The sequence below is a fragment of the Actinoplanes campanulatus genome (genome assembly GCF_014647795.1).
Lineage (GTDB): Bacteria > Actinomycetota > Actinomycetes > Mycobacteriales > Micromonosporaceae > Actinoplanes > Actinoplanes campanulatus.
The window spans coordinates 384460-408824 of record NZ_BMPW01000002.1; the positions used below are offsets into that span (position 1 = coordinate 384460).

Below are 24365 nucleotides of genomic sequence, written 5' to 3' on the forward strand. Positions count from 1 at the left end.
CGCCGCGACCTCACGGCCGCGGCGCGCGTTCCGGGTTCGAGCGTGGTGCACGTCCCATCCGGCCCCGGACCGGTGTGCAGCAGGCGATCAGCCGGTGACGGCGACCAGTTCCTTGAGGTACGCCTGGTAGCCGTCGGCGGTCGGGTGGTACGACTCGGACAGGTCGTCGCGGACCGAATGGATCCACGGCTCCCTGGTGCAGGCCTCGTGACCCTTGAAGGCCTCGCGCACGTCGACGAAGGTGAAGCCCTGGTGGGCCGCGACCCGCGCCTTGATCAGCTCGTTGAGGGTGTCCGCGCCGGCGTTCAGCGCCTTACGGTGCGCGTCGGTCAGCGAGTCACAGGACACGCCCGTTCCACCGGGGTCGGCGACCAGGTGCGGGTAGCCGGCCACGTACACCTTCGCGTTCGGCGCCCGGTTGCGGATCGCCTGGTAGAGGGTGTCCAGCCGGGCCGGCATGGTGGTTTCGAACGAGGTGGCCGCCTTGTCCACCGACGTCCGGCAGGTGGCGCCGTCACCGAACATGCACTGCTGGAGGACGGAGAACCAGCCGGCGTCGTTGCCGCCGACCGTGAGGGTCACCCAGCCGGTGTTCTCGTCGAGCTCGGTGAGCTGGTTGAACTGGACGTCGTCGATGACGGCGCCGCCGCACGTGGCGTCGGTGACCGCGCCGAACGGGGTGGCCGCGCGGGCCTTCACCCACAGCTGCGGATAGCCGCCGTCCTTACTCTGCTTGCACTCGGTGTCGCCGTAGTTGCCGGCGCCGACACCGGCCGCGTACGAGTCACCGAGCGCCACGTAGTCACGGGCCTCCACGGCCTTCTCGGCGGCGGCACCCTCCGCGCCGGAACAGGCCGAGACGGTGACGGCCGTCAGTAGCGCCAGGCCACCGGCGACGGCCGCGGTCCAACGTCCCCTCAATGCGACTCCTTAAGACGGTTGATCCCCGCGATCATGCCTGATCAGGCCGGTCCGGCATACTGCGGAGCTGTGACGCAGCCGCGAGAACCCCGCCTGGAGATCGAGTACTGCACCCAGTGCCGGTGGCTGATGCGCGCCGCCTGGACGGCCCAGGAACTGCTGACCACCTTCGCCACGGAGCTGGGAGAGGTCGCCCTGGTGCCGGGTGTCGGCGGCGTCTTCGAGGTCCGGCTGGGCTCCGAGACCCTGTGGTCACGCAAGGGCGAGGGCGGTTTCCCCGAGTTGCCGCATCTCAAGCGGCTGGTCCGGGACCGGATCGCTCCGGAGCGGAGTCTGGGCCACTCCGAGGGTCACAAGGCCGAATAACCGTCACAGTTGTGGGGTGAAGATCCTCTCCCGCTGGGCCCTCTGGGTCCCGATCCTCGCCTTCGTGACGCTGGTCCTGACCTGGGGCCGTGACCTCCCGCCACCAGGCGTGATCATCGTCGCCCAGCTGCTGGCCGGCGCCGTCCTGGCCGCGGTGCACCACGCCGAGGTGGTCGCGCACCGGGTCGGCGAGCCGTTCGGCTCCCTGATCCTGGCGGTCGCCGTCACCATCATCGAGGTGGCCCTGATCGTCACGCTGATGATCGGCGGCGGCGACAAGGCGCAGTCGCTGGCCCGGGACACCGTCTTCGCCGCCGTGATGATCACCTGTAACGGCATCCTCGGGATCTCGCTGCTGGTCGGCGCGGTCCGCCGGCGAATCGCGGTCTTCAACCCGGAGGGCACCGGTTCCGCCTTCGCCACGGTCGCCGCGATCGCCGTGCTCGGCCTGGTCCTGCCGACGTTCACCACGAGCCGGCCGGGACCGCAGTTCTCGCCCGCCCAGCTCGGCTTCGCGGCCGTCGTCTCGCTCGCCCTCTACCTGCTGTTCGTCATGGTGCAGACCCGCCGGCACCGCTACTACTTCCTGCCGATCACCACCGAGGGCGAGGTCATCGACAGCGAGGAGCACGTCGCGCCGCCGGCCAACCGGACCGCCCTGGCCAGCCTCGGCCTGCTGTTGGTCGCCCTGATCGCGGTCGTCGGCCTGGCCAAGGGGGTCTCGCCCACGATCGAGTCGGTGGTGGCCGGCAACGGCCTGCCGCAAGCCCTCGTCGGTGTGGTGATCGCCCTGCTCGTGCTGTTGCCGGAAACCATCGCGGCGGTCCGCGCGGCGGCCCGCGACCGGATACAGACCAGCCTCAACCTGGCGCTCGGCTCGGCGATGGCCAGCATCGGCCTGACCATCCCGGCGATCGCCGTCGCGATGATCTGGCTGGAGGGCCCGCTGCTGCTGGGCCTCGGCGGCACCCAGCTCGTGCTGCTCGCGCTGACCTTCGTGGTCGGCACCCTGACCATCGTGCCCGGGCGGGCCAACATCCTCCAGGGCGGGCTTCACCTGGGCATGCTGGCGGTGTACCTGTTCCTGGCGGCGAGTCCGTGATCAACCGGAAAAGGTAGATTCCCCCGGTGACCGAAACGCAGGAGCGCCAGACGATAGCCGACGCCCCGGCCGGTGAGCGGCGAAACCGGGGAATCAGCTCGGTGGAAGCGCTCGCCGCGGTTCTGGTCCTGCTGGTGATCTTCCGGGGCCGGCTGTCCGGCCTGGTCTCCGGCGAGCGCCTGCAAACCTGGACCACGGTGTTCGTCTCGGTGCTGGTGCAGGCCGTCCCGTTCCTGGTCTTCGGGGTGCTGCTGTCGGCGGTCATCGCGGTGTTCGTGCCCCGCTCGTTCTGGGCGAAGGCGCTGCCCCGGCACCCGGCCCTCGCGGTCCCGGCGGCGAGCGTGGCCGGGGTGGTGCTGCCCGGCTGCGAGTGCGGAGCCGTACCGATCGCGGGGTCCCTGATCCGCCGTGGGGTGACGCCGGCCGCGGCGCTCGCGTTCCTCCTGGCCGCCCCGGCGATCAACCCGATCGTGCTGACCGCGACCGCGGTCGCCTTCCCCGGCAACCCGGAGATGGTGGTGGCCCGCGGCCTGGCCAGCCTGGTCGTCGCGGTGCTGATGGGCTGGCTGTGGCTGCGGCTCGGGAAGACCGACTGGATCCGGCTGCCGCACCGGCCCGACCTGGACGGCTCCCGGGGCCGGGCGTTCTGGGCCGCCTGCCGGCACGACGTGGTGCACGCCGGCGGATTCCTGGTGCTCGGCGCCGCGGCCGCCGCCACGATCAACGTGATCGTCCCGGAGGCCTGGCTCCAGACGCTGGCGAGCCACCCGGCGCTGTCCGTGCTGGCGCTGGCCGTCCTCGCGGTGCTGTTGTCGATCTGCAGCGAGGCGGACGCGTTCGTCGCCGCCTCGCTGTCGCAGTTCTCGCTCACCTCGCGCCTGGTGTTCCTGGTGGTCGGCCCGATGGTGGACCTGAAGCTGATCTCGATGCAGGCCGGGGTGTTCGGGCGCGGGTTCGCGCTGCGGTTCGCTCCGGCCACCTTCGCGGTGGCGGTGCTGGCCGCGGTCGTGGCGGGCGTGGTGCTGCTGTGAACCGGCAGGCGCAGGCGGTCGTCCTCTTCCTCTTCGGCGGCGCGATCCTCAAGGCGTCGTTCACCGACCTCTATCTGCGGTACGTGAAGGAGGGCCTGCGACCGTTCCTGATCGCGTCCGGCGTGGCCCTGGTGGCGGCCGCGATCATGACCCTCTGGTACGAGTTCCGCGGCGCCCGCCCGTCCCCGGACGATGACCATGGACACCACCACGAGCCGCGGGTGGGCTGGCTCCTGGTCCTCCCGGTGTTCGCCCTGCTCCTGGTCGCCCCGCCGGCCCTCGGGTCGTACACCGCGGTCCAGTCCGGCACGGTCCAGCTCAGTGCCGAGTCCGACTTCCCGCCGCTGCCCGACGCGGACCCGGCCCCGGTCGCGCTGATCGACTACGCCTCCCGGGCGATCTACGAGGACGGCCGCAGCCTGGCCGGCCGCCGCGTCCAGCTGACCGGATTCGTCGCCCGCGGCGAGGACGGCTCACCGATGCTGGCCCGGATCGTGGTGAGCTGCTGCGCCGCCGACGGCCGCCCGATCAAGGTGGGCCTCACCGGCGGCCCGGCCATCGACGTCCCCTCCGGCACCTGGCTCCGGATCACCGGGAAGTACGGCGACAAGCGGGCCAAGGACCCGGTCAACCAGGCCGACATCGCGTTTCTCGAGGTGGAGCAGTGGCAACCGGTCGACCCACCGAAGCAGCAGTACGAATGAGGACGGCACTCGGCCTGGGTGTGGCCCTGCTCGCGGCCGGCGCCCTGCTGGCCGGCGCCCTCCCGGAGCCGCCGCCCCGCAACCCGGACGCGGTCGGCCGGCCCTCGCTGGCCCAGGCGTGGCCCGACGCCGCCCGCGCGGACCTGCCCGGCCTCACCGTCGAGCCGCTGCTGTTCCTGGACGCCACCACGGTCGTCGGCACGCGGGCGAGTGCGGACGCCGTACACCTCGTGGTCGTGAAGGGTGACGTCGAGCGCGAGTTGCGCCGCCTGCCGGCCGCCGACGAACCTCGCTTCGAAGGCCTGACCGTCGCCGGTGACGAGATGGTCTGGACCGAGGCGGCCGGCGACCGGCCGGTCGAGGTGTGGGCGGTCCGCCGGGAGGGCGGCGCGCCCCGCAGACTGACCGCGGACACCGGCAACACCCTGTTCTACGGCAACCAGTACGACCTGGTGGTGGCCGGCGGCCGGGTGCACTGGGCGGCCGGCGAGGGCAACGCGGCCACCGAGATCCGGTCCGTCCCGCTGACCGGCGGCAAGGTCGAGATCCGCGAGGAGAAGGGCCAGTGGGCGCTGTCCGCCTGGCCCTGGCTCACCGACGACACCGGCAGCCAGTCCGGCACCGTCCGGATGCGGAACATGACCACCGGCCAGGAGGTGCGGGCGCCGGTCTCCGGAGCCGAGTGGACCATGTGCAGCCCGGTCTGGTGCCGGGTCATGGTGATGAACGGCGACGGTCTGGCCCGGATGGACGCGATGCGCCCGGACGGCGCCGACCGCCGCCGGATGGCCGGCCCGGAGGCGCAGGCCGCGGTGGGCGACGTGGCGGTGCTGGACCGGTTCGAGATCCTCTCCGAACCCGGCCCGGAGTCCGACCTCACCGGGGTGGCCGGCCTCGTCGTGCACGACCTGACGACCGGGCGGACGGTGACCCTGGCGGCCGCCGCCGACCTGGCCGCCACCAAGGACGGGATGCTCTGGTGGTCGACCGGTCAGCAGGAGGCCGCCGTCTGGCACACGCTGGACCTGCGTACGGTCTAGGCGCGCCTGCGGAGGCTCAGCAGGGCGTCGGCCAGCAGGAAGGCGGCCAGCGGGATGCCGAACCAGGGCAGCGCCCAGCCGATCGCGAAGACCACCGGCACACCGGCCGCGATGGCCCAGGCCGGCAGGCCCAGCCACGCGCCGCGGGCCGGTGCGGAGCCGGCCAGGGCCGGACGGCCGGCCCGGGTCGGGCGGCGCTGCCACCACATCCGGTAACCCCACAGGATCACGCAGAGCAGCCCGATCGCCAGCGCCGCCAGCAGGATCTGATTGACCGGGCCGAACAGGATCCCCATGTGCGCCTGCACGCCCAGTTTGGACAGTTGCGCCAGCAGCGGCCAGTCGGCGAAGTCGCTGCGCGCCACCACGGTCGCGGTGGCCGGGTCGACGGCGATCCGGTCCAGCCGAACCGGCCAGGTGTTGTCGATCCCGGCGACGGTCCAGGCGGCGCCCCCGGTCTCCGGCAGGCTCAACTCGACCGGGCCGGTGAGACCGCTGTCCCGGGCCACCCGTAGCACCGTGTCGGCCTGCGCCGGGTCGATCGCGACCGGGGCCTCGCTGCCGGCGCCGTGGTGGCCACCGGCCGAGGCGGAGACGCCCGGCACCTCCAGGCCGGGCCGCTGGGCGTCGAAGGCGGTCTGCACCGTGTCGAACGAAGCGCCCGCATAGCGTGACCAGGTGAGACCGGTCGCCGAGAGGATCAGCAGGCCGAGGCTCAGCCACAGGCCGGTGGCCGCGTGCCAGCCCCGGGTCCGGCGGACGCCCTTCTTCGCCGACAGTTCCGGGGCCAGCATCTTGCGGACGCTGCGGCGGCGCCGCCACCACAGCACGATGCCGCCGAGGGTGAGCACCCACAGCCAGCTCGCGGCGATCTCCGAGTAGTGCCGGCCCAGGTCGCCGAGGTGCAGGTTGCGGTGCAGATCGTCCAGCCAGGTGGTCACCGGGGTGGAGCCCCACCAGGTGGTGAGTTGTCCCTGGACCCGGCCGGTGTGCGGGTCGACGTAGACGGTGTGCTGGTTCTCGCCGAGATCCGGCTGGGCGAACACCACCCGGGTGCTCTGGTCACCCTCGGCCGGCTGGACCGCCGCGATCGTGCCGTCGGGGTGGCTCGCCCGCGCCGCGGCGATCTGCTCGGCCAGCGGGAGGGTGGGGCCGCTCGTCGTTGCGGCGGTCAGCTTGTCGCCGTACAGGATGCTGTCGATCTGTGGGGTCGCCGTGTAGAGCAGGCCGGTCAGGGCGGCCACCACCAGGAACGGGGCGACCAGCACCCCGGCGTAGAAGTGCAGGCGCAGCAGCAGCGCGCCGAACGCGGACGGGCGGCGGGCCTCGCGGGGAGGTGCCGGCGGGGTAACCGGCTGTTCGGTCAGTTCGGGGGTCACGGCCATGCGGCTGTCCTCGGCATTCGGCGAAGGGGTGGGGCAGCGTCGCCGGTTGGTCGACCGCGGGATCCGGAAAGTTCCCAGGAAATCTTCGGGAACCAGGCCGCGGGATCCGGCGACTAACGGGCATGTCGACTGTCACCACCCGGGTTCGCCTGAGGCCGCTGCTCGTCCTCGCCGCACTGCTGCTGGTGCTCGTGCCCGGCACTCCGGCCTGGGCGCACAACGCGCTGGCCGAGGCCAGCCCGGCCAAGGGCGCCACGCTGAAGGAGTCGCCGGCCGAGGTGAGGCTGCGGTTCCTGCAGAAGCTGGACCCGGACCACACCACGATCACGGTGAGCGACGCCGGCGGGGCGAAGATGGCCACCTCGGCGCCGAAGGTGAACGGCGCCACCGGAACCGTCACCGTCGGCGAGCCCCTGGCCAACGGGGTCTACACGGTCGCCTACCAGGTGGTCTCCACGGACGGGCACCCGGTGAAGGGGTCGTACGAGTTCACCGTCGACGACCCGGCGCCGCCGGTCAGCGCCGCGCCCTCCGAGGCGGCGCCCGCCCCCACCGCCAGCGCCACCACGACCAGCGCCGCGAGCCCGCCGCTGCTGGCCGCCGAGGAGTCCTCGAACACCGCTGTCTATGGTCTTGTCGCCGGCATCGCGGTCGCTCTTGCCGCGGTCGCCACCTTCCTGTTCATCCGTCGCCGCAAGGCATGAGAGGTTTCCCGATGAAGCAGACCGCATTGCGGCGTGCCGCCACCGTCACCGCCGTCGCGGCCGCGTTCGTGCTCGGCCTGGCCGGCCCCGCGGCCGCCCACGTGACGGTCAACCCGAGCACCGCGACCCAGGGCGGGTACGCCAAGGTGTCGTTCCGCGTGCCGAACGAGAGCGACACCGCCTCCACCACCAAGCTGGAGGTCAACCTGCCGGTGGACAGCCCGGTCGGTTCGGTGTCGGTCAAGCCGGTGCCGGGCTGGACCGCGGTCGCCGAGAAGTCGAAGCTGGCCACCCCGCTGAAGGTGCACGACCACGAGATCAGCGAGGCCGTCACCAAGATCACCTGGACCGCGGCGTCCGGCTCGGAGATCAAGCCGGGCACCTTCCAGGAGTTCGACGTCTCGCTCGGGCCGCTGCCGGAGACCGAGCAGATGGTCTTCAAGGCGCTCCAGTACTACTCCGACGGCGCGGTCGTCCGCTGGATCGACGAGCCCACCACCGACGGCACCGAGCCGGAGAGCCCGGCGCCGGTCCTCAAGCTGACCGCCGCCTCCGCCGCCCCGGCCGCCCCGGCGCCCACCACCGAAGCCACCCCGGCGGAGGAGGGCAACGACGGGCTGCCCTACGCCATCGCCGGCCTGATCATGGGCCTGATCGGCATCGTTCTGTCGCTGCTGGCCTACCGTAAGGCTTCTCAGGCCAAGCTTCCGACGGTCTGAATCCGGGTGTAGATCGACAGCGGGTGGTGCGGCTCACGCCGTACCCCCGCTGTCGTCTTGGAGAGGGCGTCCCGCAACCGGCCGAGCCGGGCGAACCGGAAGTCGTGGATCACGATCCGGCCGCCGGGCCTGAGCACCCGGAACAGTTCGGCGGCGGCCGCCCCCGGATCCGGCCACTCGTGCGCGCTGAGCGTCGACACGATCAGGTCCAGGCTGTCGTCCGGCCACGGCAGGCGCGCCACGTCGGCCACCTCGACGCGGATGCCCGGGCGGCGGGCCAGCGCCGCCATGTCCGGTGACAGGTCGGCGCCGGCGAGCCGCAGGTCCGGCCGCCGGGCGGCGAGCTCGTGCAGCAGGCGGCCGGGCCCGGTGCCGACGTCCAGCACGGCGGCGCCCGGTCCGGTGACGGCCGCGACCTCCCCGGCGACCCGGCGGTAGAAGCCGCGCAGCAGCCGGGTGGCCCGCCGGTCGTACGCGGCGCTGGCCCGCCGGTCGAATCTGATCTGGGTGCCCATGGCGTCCTCCGATGCGCTTGACAACACCGGGAACCCTGCATCTTCATGTCGACATGAAGTCAAGCATCGGGGATCTGGCCGCCCGGTTCGGGCTGCCCACGCACGTGCTGCGGCACTGGGAGCAGATGGGCCTGCTCACCCCGGAGCGGTCCACCGCCGGCCATCGGCTGTACGGCGAGGCGGACGCCGCCCGGATCGTGCTGATCCAGCTCGCCAAGGAGGCCGGCCTCAGCCTGGAGCAGACCCGGCGGCTGCTCACCGACGCCCGCGACCGGCAGTCCCGCCGTGACCTGTACGCGGCCCACGCCGAGACCCTCCACAGGCGCATCGCGGCGGCCGAGGCGGCGCTCGCGCTCGTCGAACACGCCGCCGAATGCGACGCCGACGACTTCACCACCTGCCCGCACCTCGCGGCGAAGGTGGCCGCGCGGCTCTAGCCCGGCCGGTAGGCCGCCTCCACGTCCTCGGGGGCGCGCATCCGCCAGGCGTCGGTCACCAGCTCGCTCAGCCGATCGGGTGACACCCGCTCCAACCGGACCATGACGAGCGGCAGGCCGTCGTAACCCGGCGTGGTGAAGAACATGTCCGGCTCGCCGAGCACCAGCGCCTGCTTCTCGGCCTCGTCCCCGACGTAGATCACCGCGATGTCGGTACGGATCACGCGCGGTTTTCCGGGTAGACGTTCCGGATATGACCAGACGAAACCCTTCCCGCCGACCCGGAAGTCGAAGCCGTCACTGTCGATCTCCTCGACCTGCGGGAGAGCGAGAGCCAGCCGCCGTACGTCATCCGCGTCACTCACGGTGGCCATTCTGCAACATCGCCCCCAAGGGATGCCTTGCCTACGGGTTAGGTAGGCTCCTATTATCCGATCCAAGAAGTAGGAATTGACCCTCCCTCCCCTGGCGGTCGGCACATGCAGAAGCTCATCCTCCTCGCCCTGGTCGGGCTCGGCGCTCAGCTGGTCGACGGCAGCCTGGGCATGGCCTACGGCGTCACCTCGACCACCCTCCTCCTCGCGATCGGCACCAACCCGGCGGCCGCGTCCGCCACGGTGCACCTCGCCGAGATCGGCACCACGCTGGTCTCCGGCCTCTCGCACTGGCGGTTCGGCAACGTCGACTGGAAAGTCGTCCTCAAGATCGGTGTCCCGGGCGCGGTCGGCGCCTTCGCCGGCGCGGTCGTCCTCTCCGGCATCTCCACCGAGGTCGCGGCGCCGCTCATGGCGGTCATCCTGCTGACGCTGGGCCTCTACGTCTTCCTGCGCTTCACCTTCCAGGGCCTGCCCAAGGGCCAGCTCGGCAAGCCGCTGCGCAAGCGGTTCCTCACCCCGCTCGGCCTGGTCGGCGGCTTCGTCGACGCCACCGGCGGCGGAGGCTGGGGCCCGGTCGGCACCCCCGCGATCCTGGCCAGCGGCCGGCTCGAACCGCGCAAGACGATCGGCTCGATCGACACCAGCGAGTTCCTCGTCGCCGTCGCCGCCAGCATCGGCTTCATCTACGGCATCGGCAGCGAGAACATCGACTACGGCTGGGCCTTCGCCCTGCTGATCGGTGGCGTCATCGCCGCGCCGATCGCCGCCTGGCTGGTCCGCCACATCCCGCCGCGGGTGCTCGGCGCCGCGGTCGGCGGCGTCATCATCCTCACCAACACCCGCTCCCTGCTGCGCAGCGACTGGATCGACGCCCCCGACGGCGTCCGCTACGCCGTCTACGGCGTGATCTACGTGGTCTGGGCGGCGGCGATCGTCTACTCGGTGCTGCAGTACCGCAAGCACTCGTCCGAGGACGCGCAGATCATCGCCGAGGCGGAGGGCATCGCCGCGGCCGGCGACACCCCGGACGACAAGGACAAGACCCCGGCAAACGCCTGACCCACGATCGTACGAAAACCGGGTCCCGCCCCACGGCGGGACCCGATTCGTATGCGCTCAGTCGGTGGCCACCTGCCATGGCCTCCGGGGGTCGGTGATCGAATCGCCGACCTTCGGCCACCTGTTTCCCGGCATGCCCTCCGAGTCGGCCAACTCGGACTTGAAGGTGTTCACGGCGATCTCGAACTGCGAATACGCGTCGTAGAGGATCGGCGCGACGCCCACCAGCATGGTGATCGCCCCGGCCGCCGCGGCGACGACGATGGGCGGCGCGGCGGGAGCGCCGACCCCGGTTCCCGCGGAGACCGCGGCCGCCACGATCCCCACGACGAGTGTCACCACCGCGGCGCCGATGGCGAGAAGGAACACGATCTGACTGTGGGCGAGTTCGTGAAGCTGGCCCTTCACCGAGGTCGAGAGAGGCATGAACGATTGGGTCGCCAGGCGCTGCGCCTCGGCCGACCGCTCGTAGGCCCGTGCCGCGGATCCGGAGAAGCTGTCGACGGCGGCACGCTCGCTCGGCGCCATCTTCGCGCCCAGCTCGCTCAGCTTCTGGCCCACGTCGGTCTCCCACATGTCCCCGATGCGGAACAGCGCGGGCGGATATCCGGGTTCTGTGAGGAGTCTCTGGAGCAGGTCCATGAAGTCGTTGGTGAGCTCGGCCGCTTTGCGGAAGCCGGCGATGATGGCCTCGGAGACTCCCGGTACATAGATGAACTTGAGGGCTCGATTGAGCCGCTCCTCCAGCACCTTGAAGTTGCTCTGGATGTCCTCGATGCCCCTTGAAATCGCCTCGTTGGCAGCGTGGAATCCCTGCTCGAACGTGCCCGCACCGGGTGCGGTCATCTGCCTACCTCCCTGGTGGGTTTCTGAGGATCGGGCCGATCGCCTCGCCCAGGACGGCGCCGAGACCGGTCGCCGCTTCCCGGTCGGTCTCGTCGATCTGGTCTCTCGCGTTCCGCAGGGCCAGCGAGAGCTTCTCCATCTCGAGGTAGCCGTCGTTGAGACTGGTGGCCACGAACCTTCTGAGTTCCTCGTACTTGGCGAGGACACCGAGCTCGACGCCGACGATGCCGAACTCGAAACCGCTGAGGCCGAAGCTCTCCGCGGACCGGGCGGTTTCGCCGACGATCCGGGCGGCGCCGAACCAGAACTGGGAGTCACTGTCGAGATCCTCGAGCGCGGCCCGCACCTCGCCGGGACCGGGTATGTCTCCCATCCCCGACACCTCCTCGTCTGTCAGTCGCCGGTCACACGGCGGATGAAGTTCTGTGAGTCGCGGGCCAGCTCCCGCACCTCGTTGAGATGCGGTGTGCCGGCGGCCGCGGCCTCGTCGTCCGCCGCGATCGCGCGGTAGGCCTGCCGACAGGCCGCCTCGATCTCGTCCGCCATCTGCCGGCCACTGGCTTCCGACCGCAGCCAGCGCTCGTCGATCTCCACCGTGGTGAGGTGGCTTCCGGTCAGGGTGACGGTGACCCGGCCGGAGTGGCTCCGGCCGGTCGTCGTGCGCTGGGCGGCGGCCTGCGCGTGCTCGGTGTAGGCGCGGAGCTCGGCGAAGGCCTCGGTGACCGTCCACAGAAGCTCGTGCAGGCGGGGGTCCGGAGCCTGCTCGAACCGCGGCCGGACCGGCGGTGCGGTCGGTCCGGCCGCCGGCCGGACCGGGGGAGGCGGGCTCTGCATGGCCTCGGCCCAGGCCGTTGCCTGCTTCGTGAGAGCGTCTCCGGCTGCCGCCAGGACCGCCGGCGCCACCGCCTCGGGCGACAATCGACGGCGCCAGTCCCGGTGGATCTCCACGGCGTCCAGCCGGCCGGTCTCGTCGACCCGCACCTCCACCGTGCCGGTCTCCTCCATGCCGATCGCGGGCCGTGGTTCGCGAACGAGCGACCGGGCAGTGTCCTGCAATCGCCGTAGATCGTCCAAGCCGCTCACCGGCCTCACCCCCGAATGACATCCAACGCGGAAATTACCATGACCGGCCCATTACGCATTGACATACGCTTTTGATCTTTCTCCGGCTCACGGCCGCTGTGCCGTTCTGATTCAATGTCGGGATGCGACGGCGATCCGGCTCCGTATCTCAGGGCTTGCCTCTCTTCATCATCGTGATTTCTCTCCTGCCGCTGTTCCTTATTTGTGGCGGTTTCCTGGCCTGGTTCCTTGTCCTGCCGAGCCTGCAGGGCGGTGCCCGATGGGAGGCGGCTAATCAGAGCTGCCCGGTTCTGGACACGGCGATCGCCGCCCGCCTGGGCGTCGCCACCCGGGCGGAGGAGCCGGCGTCAGGCCGTGACGTGCCGGTACCCGTCAGTTCGTGCAGGTACCGGACGGCCGGGGCGGCGGATGTGACCCTGGATGTGGCGGTGGAGGTCACGACGCCGGGGGCCCTCCAGGATGCGCACGAGAAGGCGTTGGACGAGTTGGACGAGAGCGCGGCCCGGTTGGTCCCGATCGGGGAGCAGCGGAAAGATCAGATATTCGGCGAGCCCGACGTATCGATCGAGAGGCTGGACATGGTCAGTGTGGTCGACAATGCCGTGATCGAGGTCAAGTACGGATATCCCGAAGATCAGCCGCTCGACGCCGCCGCGAAATCCGCTTTGCGTGATCCCTTGCAGTCCGTTACTGATCAGGCCGTCGCCAATCTTGGCTGATCAATTCCGGGCGGTCAGAGGTCGGGGGAATCCGCCGGCGCCATGATTCGCAGGGCGTTCGGGTCGACCGCCACCCGCAGCGGCGTCTCCCCGCACGGCTCCCCGTCCACCTCCACCTGCGCCGGCCGGTCGGTCTCCAGCCACAACTCGCCGACGGCCAGGAACGGCTGCTCCCGCAGTGTGCGCCGGTGCCCGGTCAGCGCGTTGCGCGCCGTCTCCCGCAGCAGGTGGAGCTTGCCCGACCCGCCGACCGGATAGGCGACCAGCAGGCGGTCGTCGGCGTGGGCGTCGGCGGTGATGGGGCGCCCGGCGTGGAAGCCGCCGTTCGCAACGTACACCTGATGGGTTTTGAAAATGATCTCCCGGCCGTCGGCGCGGACCGTGGCCCGCAACGGGCGATGCCTGGTGAGCAGGCCGAGTGCCGTGATCGGGTAGGCGATCCGCCCGATCACCCGCTTCAACCGGCTGGGCACGTTGATCATGATCTCGGCGGAGAGGCCGACGCCGACGTGGTTGGTGAACGGCATGTCGCCGGCGATGCCCAGGTCCACGTCGATGACCTTGCCGTCGACGAGCGTGGCGATCGCCTGGTCCAGGCCCGGCTCGATCCGGACCGTACGCGCGAAGTTGTTCGTCGTCCCCAACGGCAGCAGGCCGAGCGCCACGTCCCGGTGTGCCAGCATCCGCCCGGCCGTGCTGATGGTGCCGTCCCCACCGCCCGCGACCAGCAGATCCGGCTTGTGGGCGAGCGCGGCGGCCAGCGAGTTCTCCAGCTCGCCGGGACGGTCCACGGCGTACGCCCCGAGCAACGTGAACCCGGCGGCCAGCAGACGGGCGTGCGCGTCGGCGTACAGTTGCCGGCCACGCCGCGACCGGGCGTTGACCACGAGGGCCGCCCGCCGCTCGCGCCGGATGTCCTCGGTCAGCTCCTGCTTCGTCCGCACCGGCCGACCCTACCGTTACGAGATCACGAGCGGCTCACATGGACGGCCGCATATCCGCGCAGCACGAACGTCCGCGGCGGCTCCGGCGGCGCGGCCAGACACAGCCCCGGCGCGTGGTCGAGCAGGGCGGCGAGCGCGGCCCGCAACTCGATCCGGGCGAGCGGCGCGCCGAGACAGAAGTGCAGCCCGGCGCCGAACGTCATGTGCGGGTTGGGGTCGCGGTCGGCGTCGAACCGGTCCGGCTCCGCGAACACCGCCGGATCCCGGTTGGCAGCCCCGAGCAGCGCCGCCACCTCCGCCCCCGCCGGCACGGTCACCCCGCAGATCTCCACGTCGGCCGCCGCGGTCCGGACGAACAGCTGCGACGGGGAGTCGTACCGCAGCATCTCCTCCACGGCGCGCGGGATCAGCGCCCGGTCGGCCCGGACCCGCGCCAGCTCGCCCGGATTCCCGAGCAGCGCCACCACACCGTTGCCCAACCCGTTGACGGACGCCTCGTGCCCGGCGTTGAGCAGCAGGATCGCCGAAGCCACCAGTTCCTCCCCGATCAGCCGGTCCGACCCGTCCCGGATCGCCACCAGGTGACTGACCAGGTCGTCTTCGGGTTCGGCGGCGCGGACCCCGGCGAGATGCTCCAGATACCCGGCGAACTCCCGGCAGGCCTCCAGCGCGTCGGCCTCCACCTGCGGGGTGCGGCTGACCTCGTACATCCGGACCATCGCCGCCGACCACGGCCGCAACCGATGCCGATCAGCGGCCGGAATCCCGAGCAGCGCGGCGATCACACTCACGGCGAGCGGCTCCGCGAAGTCCGCCAGCAGGTCGAACTCCCGCCCCACCGCCCCGAGCAGCCGCTCCGCCTCCCCGGCGACCGCCGGCCCGAGCCGCTCCACATGCCCCCGCGCGAACGCCTTCGCCACCAGCGACCGCAGCCGCGTGTGCACGGGCGGCTCGTTCTCCATCATCTGGTTGCGGTGCAGCGTGTTGAACGGCTCGAACACCCCCGCCGGCTCCAGATCCACCCAGAACCGCCCCAGCCGCCGGTCCCGCAACACCGCATCCACGGCCGCATGCCCGGCCGCCAGCCACCGCCCACTCCGCTGCGGCCCGATCGGCGCCGCCTCCCGGAGCCGCGCCAGCACCGGATACGGGTCACCCACGAACGCCGGATCCTCGAAGTCGACCTGCATCCGGCCACGCTATCCACTTTCTCTCACCCTTCCTTCCAGACCTTTTCCGGTACGCACGTGCCCGCCCCCGAAAACGGCGACCGTCCCGCCCGCTCCAGGCGGCCTCGCTGCAACTCCAGCCCGTGCCGCCCGCGCCGGGCGGTGCTGCCCACTCACCCTTCGAACAATCCCGAGCCGAACGTGCCCGACGTTCTGGTCGAACATGGCCTGGCCGTCGTGTCGGTGACCGCGTGCCACCGACCGGCCGCAGTCTCGTTCCCCCGCCGTGGATCCGATCGCTGCGGCACTTCGACCCGGCAGCGCGTGCGGTGGCCGGCGCGTTATGAGGGAATCCCGCACCTCCCCTAAGCGGAGGCGATCACCATCATCAAGTGCCTTGATCGCGGGATTGCGGCGACGGCCGATGTTGACATCAACGAACCAGGCGCACAGAATCTGCGCGGGCGAATTCGGCATGATCATCTTCGCGGCCGGGCTTACACTTCCTCGCGCCGGCGCAGGAGAATTGAGGTATGCCGCAGCTCCAACTGTTCTCCAGGAAAAAGATTTCCGAGATGCGTGACCGGAGCGCGCGCCGAAACCATTCTCCAGCCGCTGAACAATTCCGTCGCGAACACGAGCGTCACCGCGCCTGGGGTCTGCACAGGCGTCACGCCGAGCGCCTCCGCCGAACCCGCACCCACGACGAGGCCGAGTCGGTCGCCGCGGCGCCCGCCTACTCGCCCGCCCTGCGGGGCAACACCACCGAGGTCGCGATCGCCAGCGGCGCGGTCCGTTCGGCCGCCCGCCCGCCGGAGCACAACACGTGTACCCGCCCGGCCACGACTGCCTTCCCGCGCCCGGACGTGACCGCTTCATCGCGGCCGACGTCTACCCCGTCGCGCCCGGCCACGACTGCCTTCCCGCGCCCGGACGTGACCGCTTCATCGCGGCCGACGCCTACCCCGTCGCGCCCGGCCACGACTGCCTCCCCGCGCCCGGACGTGACCGCTTCATCGCGGCCGGGCACGACAGCCTCGCCGCGTCTGGACGTGACCGCACCGCCACGCCCGGCCACGACCACCCCACCGTGCCCCGTCCATGCACAGCCCACTCCGGAGTGGAGCGGCACGCGCCCGGTTGAACGGTCAGCAGCACAAGGTCGGCCGATCAGTGACGGCATGAACCAGCCCCATGACTATCGATCAGGGCCGCGACTCGGCCGGCCAAAGAGCACCTCGCCCCGGCAAAGCAGGGGTGGAAGACCGGCAGATCAAGTGCCTGAACTGCACGAATGCACCGAGGGTGCGGGCACTCCTGAATGCTTTGCCCAGCAGATCCGTGCACCGGCCCAGCAGGTCGGCACCGTTACCGCCGACGGCCCCTCCTCGAATGAAGTCGCTGATCAACTCACCAGCCCCGCTGAACGGAACGGCCCGCCACTTGAACGGAGCCGCCCGCCGCTCAACCTCTCCGACCGCAGATGGCCACCGCTCAAGCCCACCAACCACGAAGCCAAGCCGATCGTGCCCACCTGCGACGACTCCAAGCCGGTCAAGCCCGCCCACCACAACCGACCGCCGGTCGAGGTCGCCAATCGCAACCTTGCGCTGCCGGAAATCGCCCACCACAACACAGCGCCGCCGGTGGGGGTTGCTCACCGCGATGGCGCGCGGGTGGGGGTCGCTCACCGCGATGGCGCGCGGGTGGGGGTCGCTCACCACAATGGCGCGCCGGTGGAGGTCGCCAACTACGACCGCACGCCGGGAAGAGTCGCCGACCATTGCCGGCCATCAAGCGACGCCGGGTCCCCGCGTCAGTCACCGATTCGGCTGGTCGGGCCATTCCGGCCATCGGTCAACGGGATCGGGGAGCCCGCAGCTGATCGCCTTCCTGAACTGGTCGAGGAGTCGCCCAATAATGGTCAGTCGGGGCCGCCCGTCGCCGTCGTGCCGAGACGTAACCGATCGCCGTAACGCTCGAGCCCGGTCCGCATCTTTCTCGGCCATCAACGACCGGCGACAACTGCAATGCGGTATTCATTGCAGCATTTCTGCTGCCGCATGGGGGATCCTTCGCCACCGTAACAAATACGCGCGGCCGCCTCCGAGTCGATTCGGTCCCGATCTGGTGCCGGTGCCCCATCACCGGGCGCCGCGGTTCGTATCGCCCGGAAAGGCCGCCAGCTGATTCGCGGACCATCGACTCGTGGCTAAGTTGCGGCCACAGTCCAGCACTTCAGTGCTGGAGCGTCGCGGGGCCTGGGCTCGGGTGAGCCGAGACGCAGCGAGTTCCGCACGCGTGACCAGCTGTCATGCACGATTATCGATCTTGTCCGGCCGCAACCGGACCTGATCGCCTTCCGTAACTCCCGGTGTTCCTGCCGCGGACGGGTGATCGACATGCCACAACTCCTGATCGATCAAGTGTGGCAGCGAACCCTGCAACCCAGGGCCCTCGAGACCGCACCCACGACCAGCCGGACAAGATCAGGCGGGATCCGGGCCGGTCCGTCTTCAGTTGGCTGTGCATCGTGGTCGACCTTGTCCGGCTGGTCGTGGGTGCTGACTCGAAAATGGGTGAGTGAGTGGGCAGGTGGCAGCGCCCGGCGTAGCGCAGCGGAGCCGGGTGGGGGCTTGTGGTGTTCAGGCGGCGGCGGGTAGGGCGGGGCTGGGTTGGAGGGTGACTCTCTGTCCGGTGAGGTGTTCGAGTTGGCGGATGAGGTCGCGTTCGCGGCGCTGTCTCAGCGGTCCTGAGACAGCACCCACGACCAGCCGGAACCGACCGGCTGGTGCTGAGGGCTGTCTGAACGGCGCCCAGACAGCGCTGACGACCAGCTGGACAGGACCCAGCCGCTATCCGGGTAGTCCCGGGAACCGGGCAGTCCTGCGGTGGATGGCGTCATATGGGCGACAGAGAGGTGGATATGCGCTGGTCCCGGGGCGGGGCGCTGGCGAGAATGACGCCGTGGGGATCAGTGTCGGCGTGCTGGGGCCGGTGGAGCTGCGGCGGGACGAGGTGGTGGTTCCGCTTGCGGGGACGCCTCAGCGGGTGCTGCTGGCGCGGCTTGCGCTAACCGGTGGGCGGTCCGTTCCGGTGGCTGAGCTGATCGAGGCGCTGTGGGAGGGCGAGCCGCCGGACAACGCGATGGGGAACCTGCACAGCTACGTGTCGCGGCTGCGGCGGTGCACGGGTGGGGAGGCTCTTCGGCGGGAACCTGGTGGGTACCGGCTGGACCTTCCCGACGGCGCGGTGGATGCCGAGCGGGCGGAGCGGCTGGCCGCGACCGCGCGTGGGCAGGAGTCGGCGGCCGCGGCGGTGACGCTCGGTGAGGCTCTGGCCCTGTGGCGGGGGGATCCGCTGTCGGATGTGGCGGACCGGATGGCGTTCGCACCGGAGGTGGCCCGGCTCGGCGAGCTGCGGCGGCATCTGCGGGAGGAATGGCTCGACCGGCTGCTCGCATCCGGGGCGGCCGCGGAGGCACTGCCCGAGATCGAGGCGCTGGCCGTCGCCGAGCCGCTGCGGGAACGGGCGCAGTCGTTGCTGATGCGAGGGCTGCACGCCACCGGCCGGACACCGGAGGCGCTGGCTGTGGCACGTACCTATCGCGAGCGGATCGCCGATGAGCACGGCATCGATCCGTCACCCGTCATGGCCGAGTTGCAGCGGCGGATCCTCGCCGATGATCCCGGGCTGCGCGTGCCCGTCCGCTCCGGGCCGCTGGCGGCCGACCTGATCGGTGCACCCACCCGCCACAGTCCCGCCGCCGCGGACGCCTTCAGCCGCGACACCAAAGCCGCGGGTTCCTCGACGCCGTCTGTCGCTGCCGGGGATGCGTCTGTCGCTGCCGGGGGCGCGTTTGTCGCTGCCGAGGACGTATGGCGGTGTGGTGCTGAAGGGGTGGGTGTTGCGGGCGAGGGCGTGTGGTGGCGTGGTGCCGAAGGCGGGGGTGTCGTTGGCGAGGCTGGGCGCGGGGTGGTGGGCACCGCTGGCGACGCCGCGTTGGGCGGGGGTGGTCGGCGGCGGGTGGATCGGTTCTTCGGGCGGCGGGAGGAGATCGCCGCGGTGCGGGCCGCGCTTGCCAGCGGGGCGGTGACGACGCTCGTCGGGCCCGGTGGGGTGGGGAAGACGCGGATCGTGCGGGAGATGCTCGGCGGCGGGGAGCTGGTCGTCGAGCTGGCCGAGCGGTCCGTTCCGGAGGATGTGGCGGCAGCGGTCGCGGGGGCGCTCGGCATGCGTGCCGCGCCCCGGGGCGGGGTGGCGGCGCTGGCCGAGCGGCTCGGGTCGATGCCCGCCGTGCTCGTGCTGGACAACTGTGAGCACCTGCTGGATGCCGTGCGGGCGCTTGCCGGGGAGCTGGTGGCGCGCTGCCCGGGGCTGCGCGTGCTGGCCACCTCGCGGCACCGTCTGGAGGTGGCGGGGGAGCGGGTGCTGCGGATCGGGCCGCTTCCGGCGGACGATCAGGTGGCGCTCTTCTGCGATCGGGCCGCGCTTCTGCGCGCCGATTTCCCCGACGATTCCCGTACGCGTGAGCTCGCCGCCGAGATCTGCGGCCTGGTCGACGGGTTGCCGCTGGCGGTGGAACTGGCCGCCCGGCGGGAGTCGGTCTTCGGGCTGGCGCATCTGCGGGACCGGCTCGGCGCCGGGCTGAACGTGCTGGAACCGGCCCGCGGCGGCGACCGGGCCACCGCGGTGTCGGCGACCGTCGAGTGGTCCTACCGGCTGCTCGACCCGGCCTCGCAGCGGCTGCTCGACCGGCTCGCGGTGTGCCGGGGCGGCTTCGGGCTGGACGCTCTGCCGTACTTCCAGGAGGATGCCGAGCCGCTGCTGGCCGAACTGGTCGACGCCTCGCTGGTGGTCGCCGATCCGCCGCGCTACCGGCTGCTGGAGACGGTACGGCACGTCGGGCTGGGCCACCTCGGTCCGGACGGCGAGCGGCAGGCGCGGGACGCCCACGCCCGGTGGATGCTGGCGACCGCCGCGGAGCTCGTGGACGGCGCCCGGCGGCGGGACCCGCGCACCTATCCGGCGATGCGCCGCGAGCTGCCCAACCTTCAGGAGGCCCTCGCCTGGCTGGGCGCCGGTGACGACGGCGCCCGGATGGCCGCCATGCTCGCGGTGATCGGCTCCGACTCCCCGGATCCCGGTCTGACCGAGCAGTTGGCCCGGTGCGCGCCGGAGCGGGTGGAGACCGAGAGCGACGCGCTGCGGGCGGTCGCCGCCGGCACCGGCGAGTGGCTGCGCGGGCACCTGCCCGAGGCGGACCGGCTGCTCACCGCGGCGCTGGACCGGTTGCCGCGCGATCACCGGCTGCGCTGGGGCGCGCTGCTGATCCGGATCTCGAACGGGATGTTCGCCGGGCGGCCGGAGCCGGTCCGGCAGGACGCCGAGCGGATGGCCACCGACACGCACGCCCCGGACTGGGCGCGGGCGACCGGCGTCTGCTGTTCGGCGCTGATGGACGCGTACGGCGGCGATCCGGCCGCCGGCACCCGATGGCTGGAGAGGTACGCCGGTGCGCTGGACACCGAGCATCTGGACGGGTTCGTCCCGTTCACCCGGGGCGAGCTGTCGGCGGGCGCCGACCCGGAGCGGGCGCTGGCCTGGTATGACCGGTCGATCGCGGCCAGCGACCGGGCCAACCTGATCTACACGGGGCATGTCGCCCGGGTGGCGCGGGCCGCCGTGCTGATCCGGCTCGGCCGGACCCCGGAGGCGATCGGCGCGTGCCGTGAGGTGCTCGCGGCGGTCCGGGCCGCGAACATGACCGCCCAGGTGTGGACCATGATCCGCCTCAGTGCCGAGCTGCTCGCCGGGCTGGGCGACACGGAGACCGCCGCGGCGTTGGTGGCGGCCGCCGACGACGACCCGATGGCCCCGGTCGTGATGGGCCCGGACCGGGACCGGATGGCCGGAATCCGCACTGCCGCCGCCACGGCGCCACCGTGCGGCGGCGGTGTGGCGGGAGCGGCCGAACTGGCCTCGGCGCGGCTCACCGCGTACGCCGAAGAAAGACGCACGAAGCGCGCGGCGCTCCGCGAAGGCTGAGTGAACCGGGCGCGCGGCTCCCCGCGAAGGGGGTGAGACAGCGGGCGGCAAGGTTGCCGCAAGTGGGTGGCAAGGGGCGGCGCGCACGGTGGAGGCATGACTGAGACACAGCAGACTCCGACCATCGACGAGGCGCGCGTGGAAGCCTTCGTCGGACAGTTGATCACCGATTTCGCCGGGGCCGCCAGCACCGCGATGACCGTGCTGGGGGACCGGCTGGGGCTGTTCCGGGCGCTGACCGGCGCCGGACCGGTGACCGCGGCCGACCTGGCCGCGCGCACCGGGCTCAACCCGCGCCTGGTCACCGAGTGGCTGCACCAGATGGCCGTCTCCGGCTACCTGACGGTTGTCGACGGGGACCGGTTCGAGTTGCCGCTCGAGCACGCGCCGGCGCTGTCGGTGGTCGACTCCCCGGTGCACGTGGTGGCGGCCGGCGAGATCATCACCGGGTACTTCCTGTCGCTGGAGCGCCTGGAGACGGCGTTCCGGGGCGACGGCGGGCTGTCCGGCGACGAGGTGCCGGGGTGCATCTACCACGGGATCGAGCGGTACTTCCGGACCGCGTACGTCAACCAGCTCGCGCAGGACTGGTTCCCGGCCGTGCCGGGGCTGGTCGAGAAGCTGGAGGCGGGCGCCCGGGTGGCCGACGTCGGTTGCGGCCACGGGTACGCCGACCTGCTGATCGGGCGCACCTGGCCGAACTCCCGGGTGACCGGATTCGACCTGCACGCCCCGTCGATCGCCACCGCTCGGGCCCGGGCCATCGAGGCGGGCAGCCCGGCGAACGTCGCCTTTCACGTCGCCGACTCGGCCGCGATCAGCGGTTACGGCCCGTTCGACGTGGTGGTCTTCTTCGACGCGCTGCACGACCTGGGCGACCCGGTGTCGGCGCTGAAGGCGGCATACGAGGCGCTCGCGCCGGGTGGCGTCGTGGTGGCCGTGGAGCCGTGGTCGGCCGACGACTGGACGTCCACGATCGGGATGCCGATCACCAGGATCGGCTACGCGTCGTCGGCCGCCCTGTGCACGCCCGGTTCGCTGAGCCAGCCGGGCGCCCACGGTCTGGGCACGCTGGGCGGCCCGGCCAAGCGGCTGGAACTGCTCGCCGGCGCCGGGTTCAGCGACCCGGTCCTGGCCGCCGACACCGGGTTCAACCTGGTGGTGGCCGCTACGAAGAGCTGACGCCGGCGCCCAGGGCGGTGCGTACGGTGCTGACCAGCTTCTCCCGGTCGAACGGCTTGGCCAGGATCGTCGACCCCGGCTCCAGGTTGTTGCCCTGGTCGTCGAAGAGCGATTCGGCGTACCCGGAGACGAAGACGACGCAGAGGCCGGGCCGTCGCCCGGCGGCGATGCGGGCCAGCTGGCGGCCGTTCATGCCGGGCATCACCACGTCGGTGACCAGGGCCGCGACCTCGCCGCCGTGCCGTTCCAGCAGGCGCAGCGCCTCACCCGCGTCGGGTGCCGTGAGCACCCGGTACCCGGCGCCGCTGAGGATCCGGGCGGTCACCTGGAGCACCGCCTCCTCGTCGTCGACCAGCAGCAGCGTCTCGCCGCCGGCCGGGTCCTGCTGTGCGGTCTTCGGCGGCGGGACCGCCGGGGTGGCGCCGGCCATGGCGGGCAGGGTGAAGGTGACGGTGGTGCCCTGCCCGACCCGGGACTCGATGGTGAGCTGACCGCCGGCCTGGCTGACGATGCCGTGCGCGGTGGACAGGCCCAGCCCGACCGTGCCGGTGGTCGACTTGGTGCTGAAGAACGGCTCGCAGCAGCGTTCGAGGACCTCGGAGCCCATGCCGGTGCCGGTGTCGCGGACCTCGACCGCCACCCGGGCGTCCTGAGCGGACGTGGTGATCGTGACGGCGCCGCCCTCCGGCATCGCCTCGGCGCTGTTGCGGACCAGGTTGTGCAGGACCTGGGTGAGCTGCGCCGCGTCGGCCTTGACGGTGGGCAGCCCGGTGCCGAGGTCCAGCCGCAGGACGGTGCCCGGTCGGGCGGCGGCCCGCAGCGACGTCTCGCATTCGCGCAGCAGCGCGTTCATGTCCAGCACGGTGGGCTGGTTGACCTCGCGCCGGCCGAAGGCGAGCAGTTGCTGGGTGAGGCCCTGGGCGCGTTCGCCGCCCTTGACCACCTGGGCCAGGTCGTCGATCAGGCTTTCCGCGGTGTCCGCCGGGATGCTGCCGTCGTCGCGGCCGTCGTTGATCGACTCGATGGCGAGGTTCACGTAGCCGAGGATCGCGCCAAGGATGTTGTTGAAGTCGTGCGCCGTGCCGCCGGCCATCCGGCGCAGGGCGTGCAGGCGTTCGGCGTCGCGGGTCCGGGCCTCGTCCTGCCGCCGCTCGGTCTCCTCCCGTAGCCGCTCCTCGGCCAGGGCCACGTCGGTGACGTCGTCGACCATCAGCACGCCGCCGGTCAGGCCGTCCTCCCCGTCGTGGATCTGCCGCAGGTGCACCCGCAACGAGAGGACCTCGCCGTCCGGCCGGGTGATCCGGTGGGTGAACCGCAGTTCGGTGTCGGGGCCCGCGCCGTGCAGCAACCGCAGGGCGGCGTCCTGCGCGGGCCGGTCCAGGCAGGCCAGCCAGCCATGCCCGAGGAGACGGTCCATCGGGGTCTGGAGGATCTCGGCGAAACGCGGGTTCACGTAGTCGGCGTGACCGTGCCGGTCGAGGATGCCGATGCCGACCGGGGAGGCCACCGCCATCGCCTCGAACCGGCGCTCGGTGTCGTGCAGCGCCCGTACCTTCTCGATCAGTTTGGCGTTGACCGCGTGCAGGTGGGCCTGGGTGAAATCCTCGTTCGTGTCGAGGTCGACGGTGACCGGCCCGGCGGCCAGCGCGGACTCGATCGCGTCGAGCAGGGTGCCCGGGTCCTGGGAGCGCAGCACCACCTGGCTCACGCCGCACGCCTCGGCCAGCGGCCGGGTCTCCGGCTCCAGGTAGTTGGCGGTGTAGAAGATGACCGGTGCGGAGGCGGCCTCGCGGTCCGGGTCGGCGCGGAGGCGGTGGACCAGTTCCAGGCCGTCGATGCCGGGCATCAGCACGTCGGAGACGACCACGTCGGGGTGGTGGGCGTGGGCGAGCCGGAGCGCGTCGGCGCCGTCCTTCGCCTCGATGACCTCATGACCCCGGAAGCCGAGCAGTAGGCGCACGATGTCCCGGTTGGCGGCCACGTCGTCGACGACCATCACTGTCGCCACGGCGGC

25 protein-coding genes are annotated in these 24365 nt (G+C 71.7%); 14 read left to right on the plus strand and 11 right to left on the minus strand.

Translation table 11 applies throughout. The features are described from left to right. Positions 1-87: 87 nt before the first annotated feature. Positions 88-921, minus strand: coding sequence for an SGNH/GDSL hydrolase family protein (locus IEZ13_RS06585; protein WP_183217810.1), 834 nt, complete (start codon positions 919-921; stop codon positions 88-90). A 69-nt stretch (positions 922-990) separates the two neighbouring features. Between IEZ13_RS06585 and IEZ13_RS06590 the strand changes: the two genes are divergently transcribed. From IEZ13_RS06590 to IEZ13_RS06610, 5 genes are read left to right on the plus strand one after another with little or no spacing between them, the layout of a single operon-like run. Next, positions 991-1287, plus strand: coding sequence for an Rdx family protein (locus IEZ13_RS06590; protein WP_229794497.1), 297 nt, complete (start codon positions 991-993; stop codon positions 1285-1287). 16 nt (positions 1288-1303) lie between these two features. Further along, on the plus strand, positions 1304-2389 hold the full coding sequence (locus tag IEZ13_RS06595; protein WP_183217814.1) for a calcium:cation antiporter: 1086 nt from the start codon (positions 1304-1306) through the stop codon (positions 2387-2389). A 53-nt stretch (positions 2390-2442) separates the two neighbouring features. Beyond that, positions 2443-3420 (plus strand): permease, encoded by a 978-nt coding sequence (locus IEZ13_RS06600; RefSeq protein WP_229794519.1) that lies wholly within the window; start codon positions 2443-2445, stop codon positions 3418-3420. Beyond that, positions 3417-4124 carry a TIGR03943 family putative permease subunit gene (locus IEZ13_RS06605; protein ID WP_183217818.1) on the plus strand — a complete coding sequence of 236 codons (708 nt, stop codon included), beginning with the start codon at positions 3417-3419 and terminating at the stop codon, positions 4122-4124. Before IEZ13_RS06600 ends, IEZ13_RS06605 begins: the two co-directional genes overlap by 4 nt. Beyond that, a complete protein-coding gene (locus IEZ13_RS06610) occupies positions 4121-5164 on the plus strand; it encodes a hypothetical protein (protein WP_183217820.1) in 1044 nt (347 codons plus the stop codon). Before IEZ13_RS06605 ends, IEZ13_RS06610 begins: the two co-directional genes overlap by 4 nt. Here the strand turns inward: IEZ13_RS06610 and IEZ13_RS06615 are convergent. Further along, positions 5161-6549, minus strand: coding sequence for a PepSY-associated TM helix domain-containing protein (locus tag IEZ13_RS06615; RefSeq protein ID WP_183217822.1), 1389 nt, complete (start codon positions 6547-6549; stop codon positions 5161-5163). The two genes, IEZ13_RS06610 and IEZ13_RS06615, sit on opposite strands and share 4 nt — an antisense overlap. Before the next feature lie 122 nt (positions 6550-6671). Here IEZ13_RS06615 and IEZ13_RS06620 point away from each other — a divergent pair, with 122 nt between their 5' ends. Together IEZ13_RS06620 and IEZ13_RS06625 are read left to right on the plus strand one after the other, a co-directional pair. Next, positions 6672-7253 (plus strand): copper resistance CopC family protein, encoded by a 582-nt coding sequence (locus IEZ13_RS06620; protein ID WP_183217824.1) that lies wholly within the window; start codon positions 6672-6674, stop codon positions 7251-7253. A gap of 11 nt (positions 7254-7264) precedes the next feature. Next, complete coding sequence (locus IEZ13_RS06625; protein ID WP_183217826.1) at positions 7265-7972, plus strand: YcnI family copper-binding membrane protein; 708 nt, start codon at positions 7265-7267, stop codon at positions 7970-7972. Here IEZ13_RS06625 and IEZ13_RS06630 read toward each other — a convergent pair. After that, a complete protein-coding gene (locus IEZ13_RS06630) occupies positions 7948-8487 on the minus strand; it encodes a class I SAM-dependent methyltransferase (protein ID WP_183217828.1) in 540 nt (179 codons plus the stop codon). The two genes, IEZ13_RS06625 and IEZ13_RS06630, sit on opposite strands and share 25 nt — an antisense overlap. 53 nt (positions 8488-8540) lie before the next feature. Between IEZ13_RS06630 and IEZ13_RS06635 the strand changes: the two genes are divergently transcribed. Beyond that, complete coding sequence (locus IEZ13_RS06635) at positions 8541-8924, plus strand: MerR family transcriptional regulator (protein WP_183217830.1); 384 nt, start codon at positions 8541-8543, stop codon at positions 8922-8924. Here the strand turns inward: IEZ13_RS06635 and IEZ13_RS06640 are convergent. Beyond that, positions 8921-9289 (minus strand): MmcQ/YjbR family DNA-binding protein, encoded by a 369-nt coding sequence (locus IEZ13_RS06640; protein WP_183217832.1) that lies wholly within the window; start codon positions 9287-9289, stop codon positions 8921-8923. The genes IEZ13_RS06635 and IEZ13_RS06640 overlap by 4 nt on opposite strands. A 114-nt stretch (positions 9290-9403) precedes the next feature. Between IEZ13_RS06640 and IEZ13_RS06645 the strand changes: the two genes are divergently transcribed. Further along, complete coding sequence (locus tag IEZ13_RS06645) at positions 9404-10360, plus strand: sulfite exporter TauE/SafE family protein (RefSeq protein ID WP_183217835.1); 957 nt, start codon at positions 9404-9406, stop codon at positions 10358-10360. A 57-nt stretch (positions 10361-10417) separates the two neighbouring features. Here IEZ13_RS06645 and IEZ13_RS06650 read toward each other — a convergent pair whose 3' ends face one another. Genes IEZ13_RS06650 through IEZ13_RS06660 form a run of 3 tightly spaced genes read right to left on the minus strand, consistent with a single transcriptional unit; the run spans position 10418 to position 12289 of the window. Beyond that, positions 10418-11206 (minus strand): hypothetical protein, encoded by a 789-nt coding sequence (locus tag IEZ13_RS06650; protein ID WP_183217837.1) that lies wholly within the window; start codon positions 11204-11206, stop codon positions 10418-10420. Between the two features lie 4 nt (positions 11207-11210). Continuing rightward, positions 11211-11579 carry a hypothetical protein gene (locus IEZ13_RS06655; protein WP_183217839.1) on the minus strand — a complete coding sequence of 123 codons (369 nt, stop codon included), beginning with the start codon at positions 11577-11579 and terminating at the stop codon, positions 11211-11213. Between the two features lie 20 nt (positions 11580-11599). Beyond that, positions 11600-12289 carry a YbaB/EbfC family nucleoid-associated protein gene (locus IEZ13_RS06660; protein WP_183217841.1) on the minus strand — a complete coding sequence of 230 codons (690 nt, stop codon included), beginning with the start codon at positions 12287-12289 and terminating at the stop codon, positions 11600-11602. A gap of 122 nt (positions 12290-12411) precedes the next feature. Between IEZ13_RS06660 and IEZ13_RS06665 the strand changes: the two genes are divergently transcribed. Beyond that, a complete protein-coding gene (locus IEZ13_RS06665) occupies positions 12412-13008 on the plus strand; it encodes a hypothetical protein (RefSeq protein WP_183217843.1) in 597 nt (198 codons plus the stop codon). A gap of 14 nt (positions 13009-13022) precedes the next feature. Here IEZ13_RS06665 and IEZ13_RS06670 read toward each other — a convergent pair whose 3' ends face one another. From IEZ13_RS06670 to IEZ13_RS06680, 3 genes are all read right to left on the minus strand, one after another. After that, complete coding sequence (locus tag IEZ13_RS06670) at positions 13023-13952, minus strand: diacylglycerol/lipid kinase family protein (protein WP_183217845.1); 930 nt, start codon at positions 13950-13952, stop codon at positions 13023-13025. Positions 13953-13975: 23 nt separating this feature from the next. Further along, complete coding sequence (locus IEZ13_RS06675; RefSeq protein ID WP_183217846.1) at positions 13976-15142, minus strand: cytochrome P450; 1167 nt, start codon at positions 15140-15142, stop codon at positions 13976-13978. A gap of 476 nt (positions 15143-15618) precedes the next feature. Beyond that, a complete protein-coding gene (locus IEZ13_RS06680) occupies positions 15619-15795 on the minus strand; it encodes a hypothetical protein (RefSeq protein WP_189285729.1) in 177 nt (58 codons plus the stop codon). A gap of 152 nt (positions 15796-15947) precedes the next feature. On the opposite strand from IEZ13_RS06680, the gene IEZ13_RS06685 reads away from it, so the two are divergent. From IEZ13_RS06685 to IEZ13_RS06700, 4 genes are all read left to right on the plus strand, one after another. Then, a complete protein-coding gene (locus IEZ13_RS06685) occupies positions 15948-16265 on the plus strand; it encodes a hypothetical protein (RefSeq protein ID WP_183217848.1) in 318 nt (105 codons plus the stop codon). Positions 16266-16398: 133 nt separating this feature from the next. Then, positions 16399-17097, plus strand: a complete 699-nt coding sequence (locus IEZ13_RS06690) for a hypothetical protein (RefSeq protein ID WP_183217850.1) — start codon at positions 16399-16401, stop codon at positions 17095-17097. A gap of 991 nt (positions 17098-18088) precedes the next feature. After that, complete coding sequence (locus IEZ13_RS06695) at positions 18089-21169, plus strand: AfsR/SARP family transcriptional regulator (RefSeq protein WP_183217852.1); 3081 nt, start codon at positions 18089-18091, stop codon at positions 21167-21169. Between the two features lie 96 nt (positions 21170-21265). Beyond that, positions 21266-22351: a class I SAM-dependent methyltransferase gene (locus IEZ13_RS06700; RefSeq protein WP_183217854.1), complete on the plus strand. Its 1086-nt coding sequence runs from the start codon at positions 21266-21268 to the stop codon at positions 22349-22351. Here the strand turns inward: IEZ13_RS06700 and IEZ13_RS06705 are convergent. Then, complete coding sequence (locus tag IEZ13_RS06705; RefSeq protein WP_229794498.1) at positions 22338-24359, minus strand: ATP-binding response regulator; 2022 nt, start codon at positions 24357-24359, stop codon at positions 22338-22340. The two genes, IEZ13_RS06700 and IEZ13_RS06705, sit on opposite strands and share 14 nt — an antisense overlap. Positions 24360-24365 lie beyond the last annotated feature (6 nt).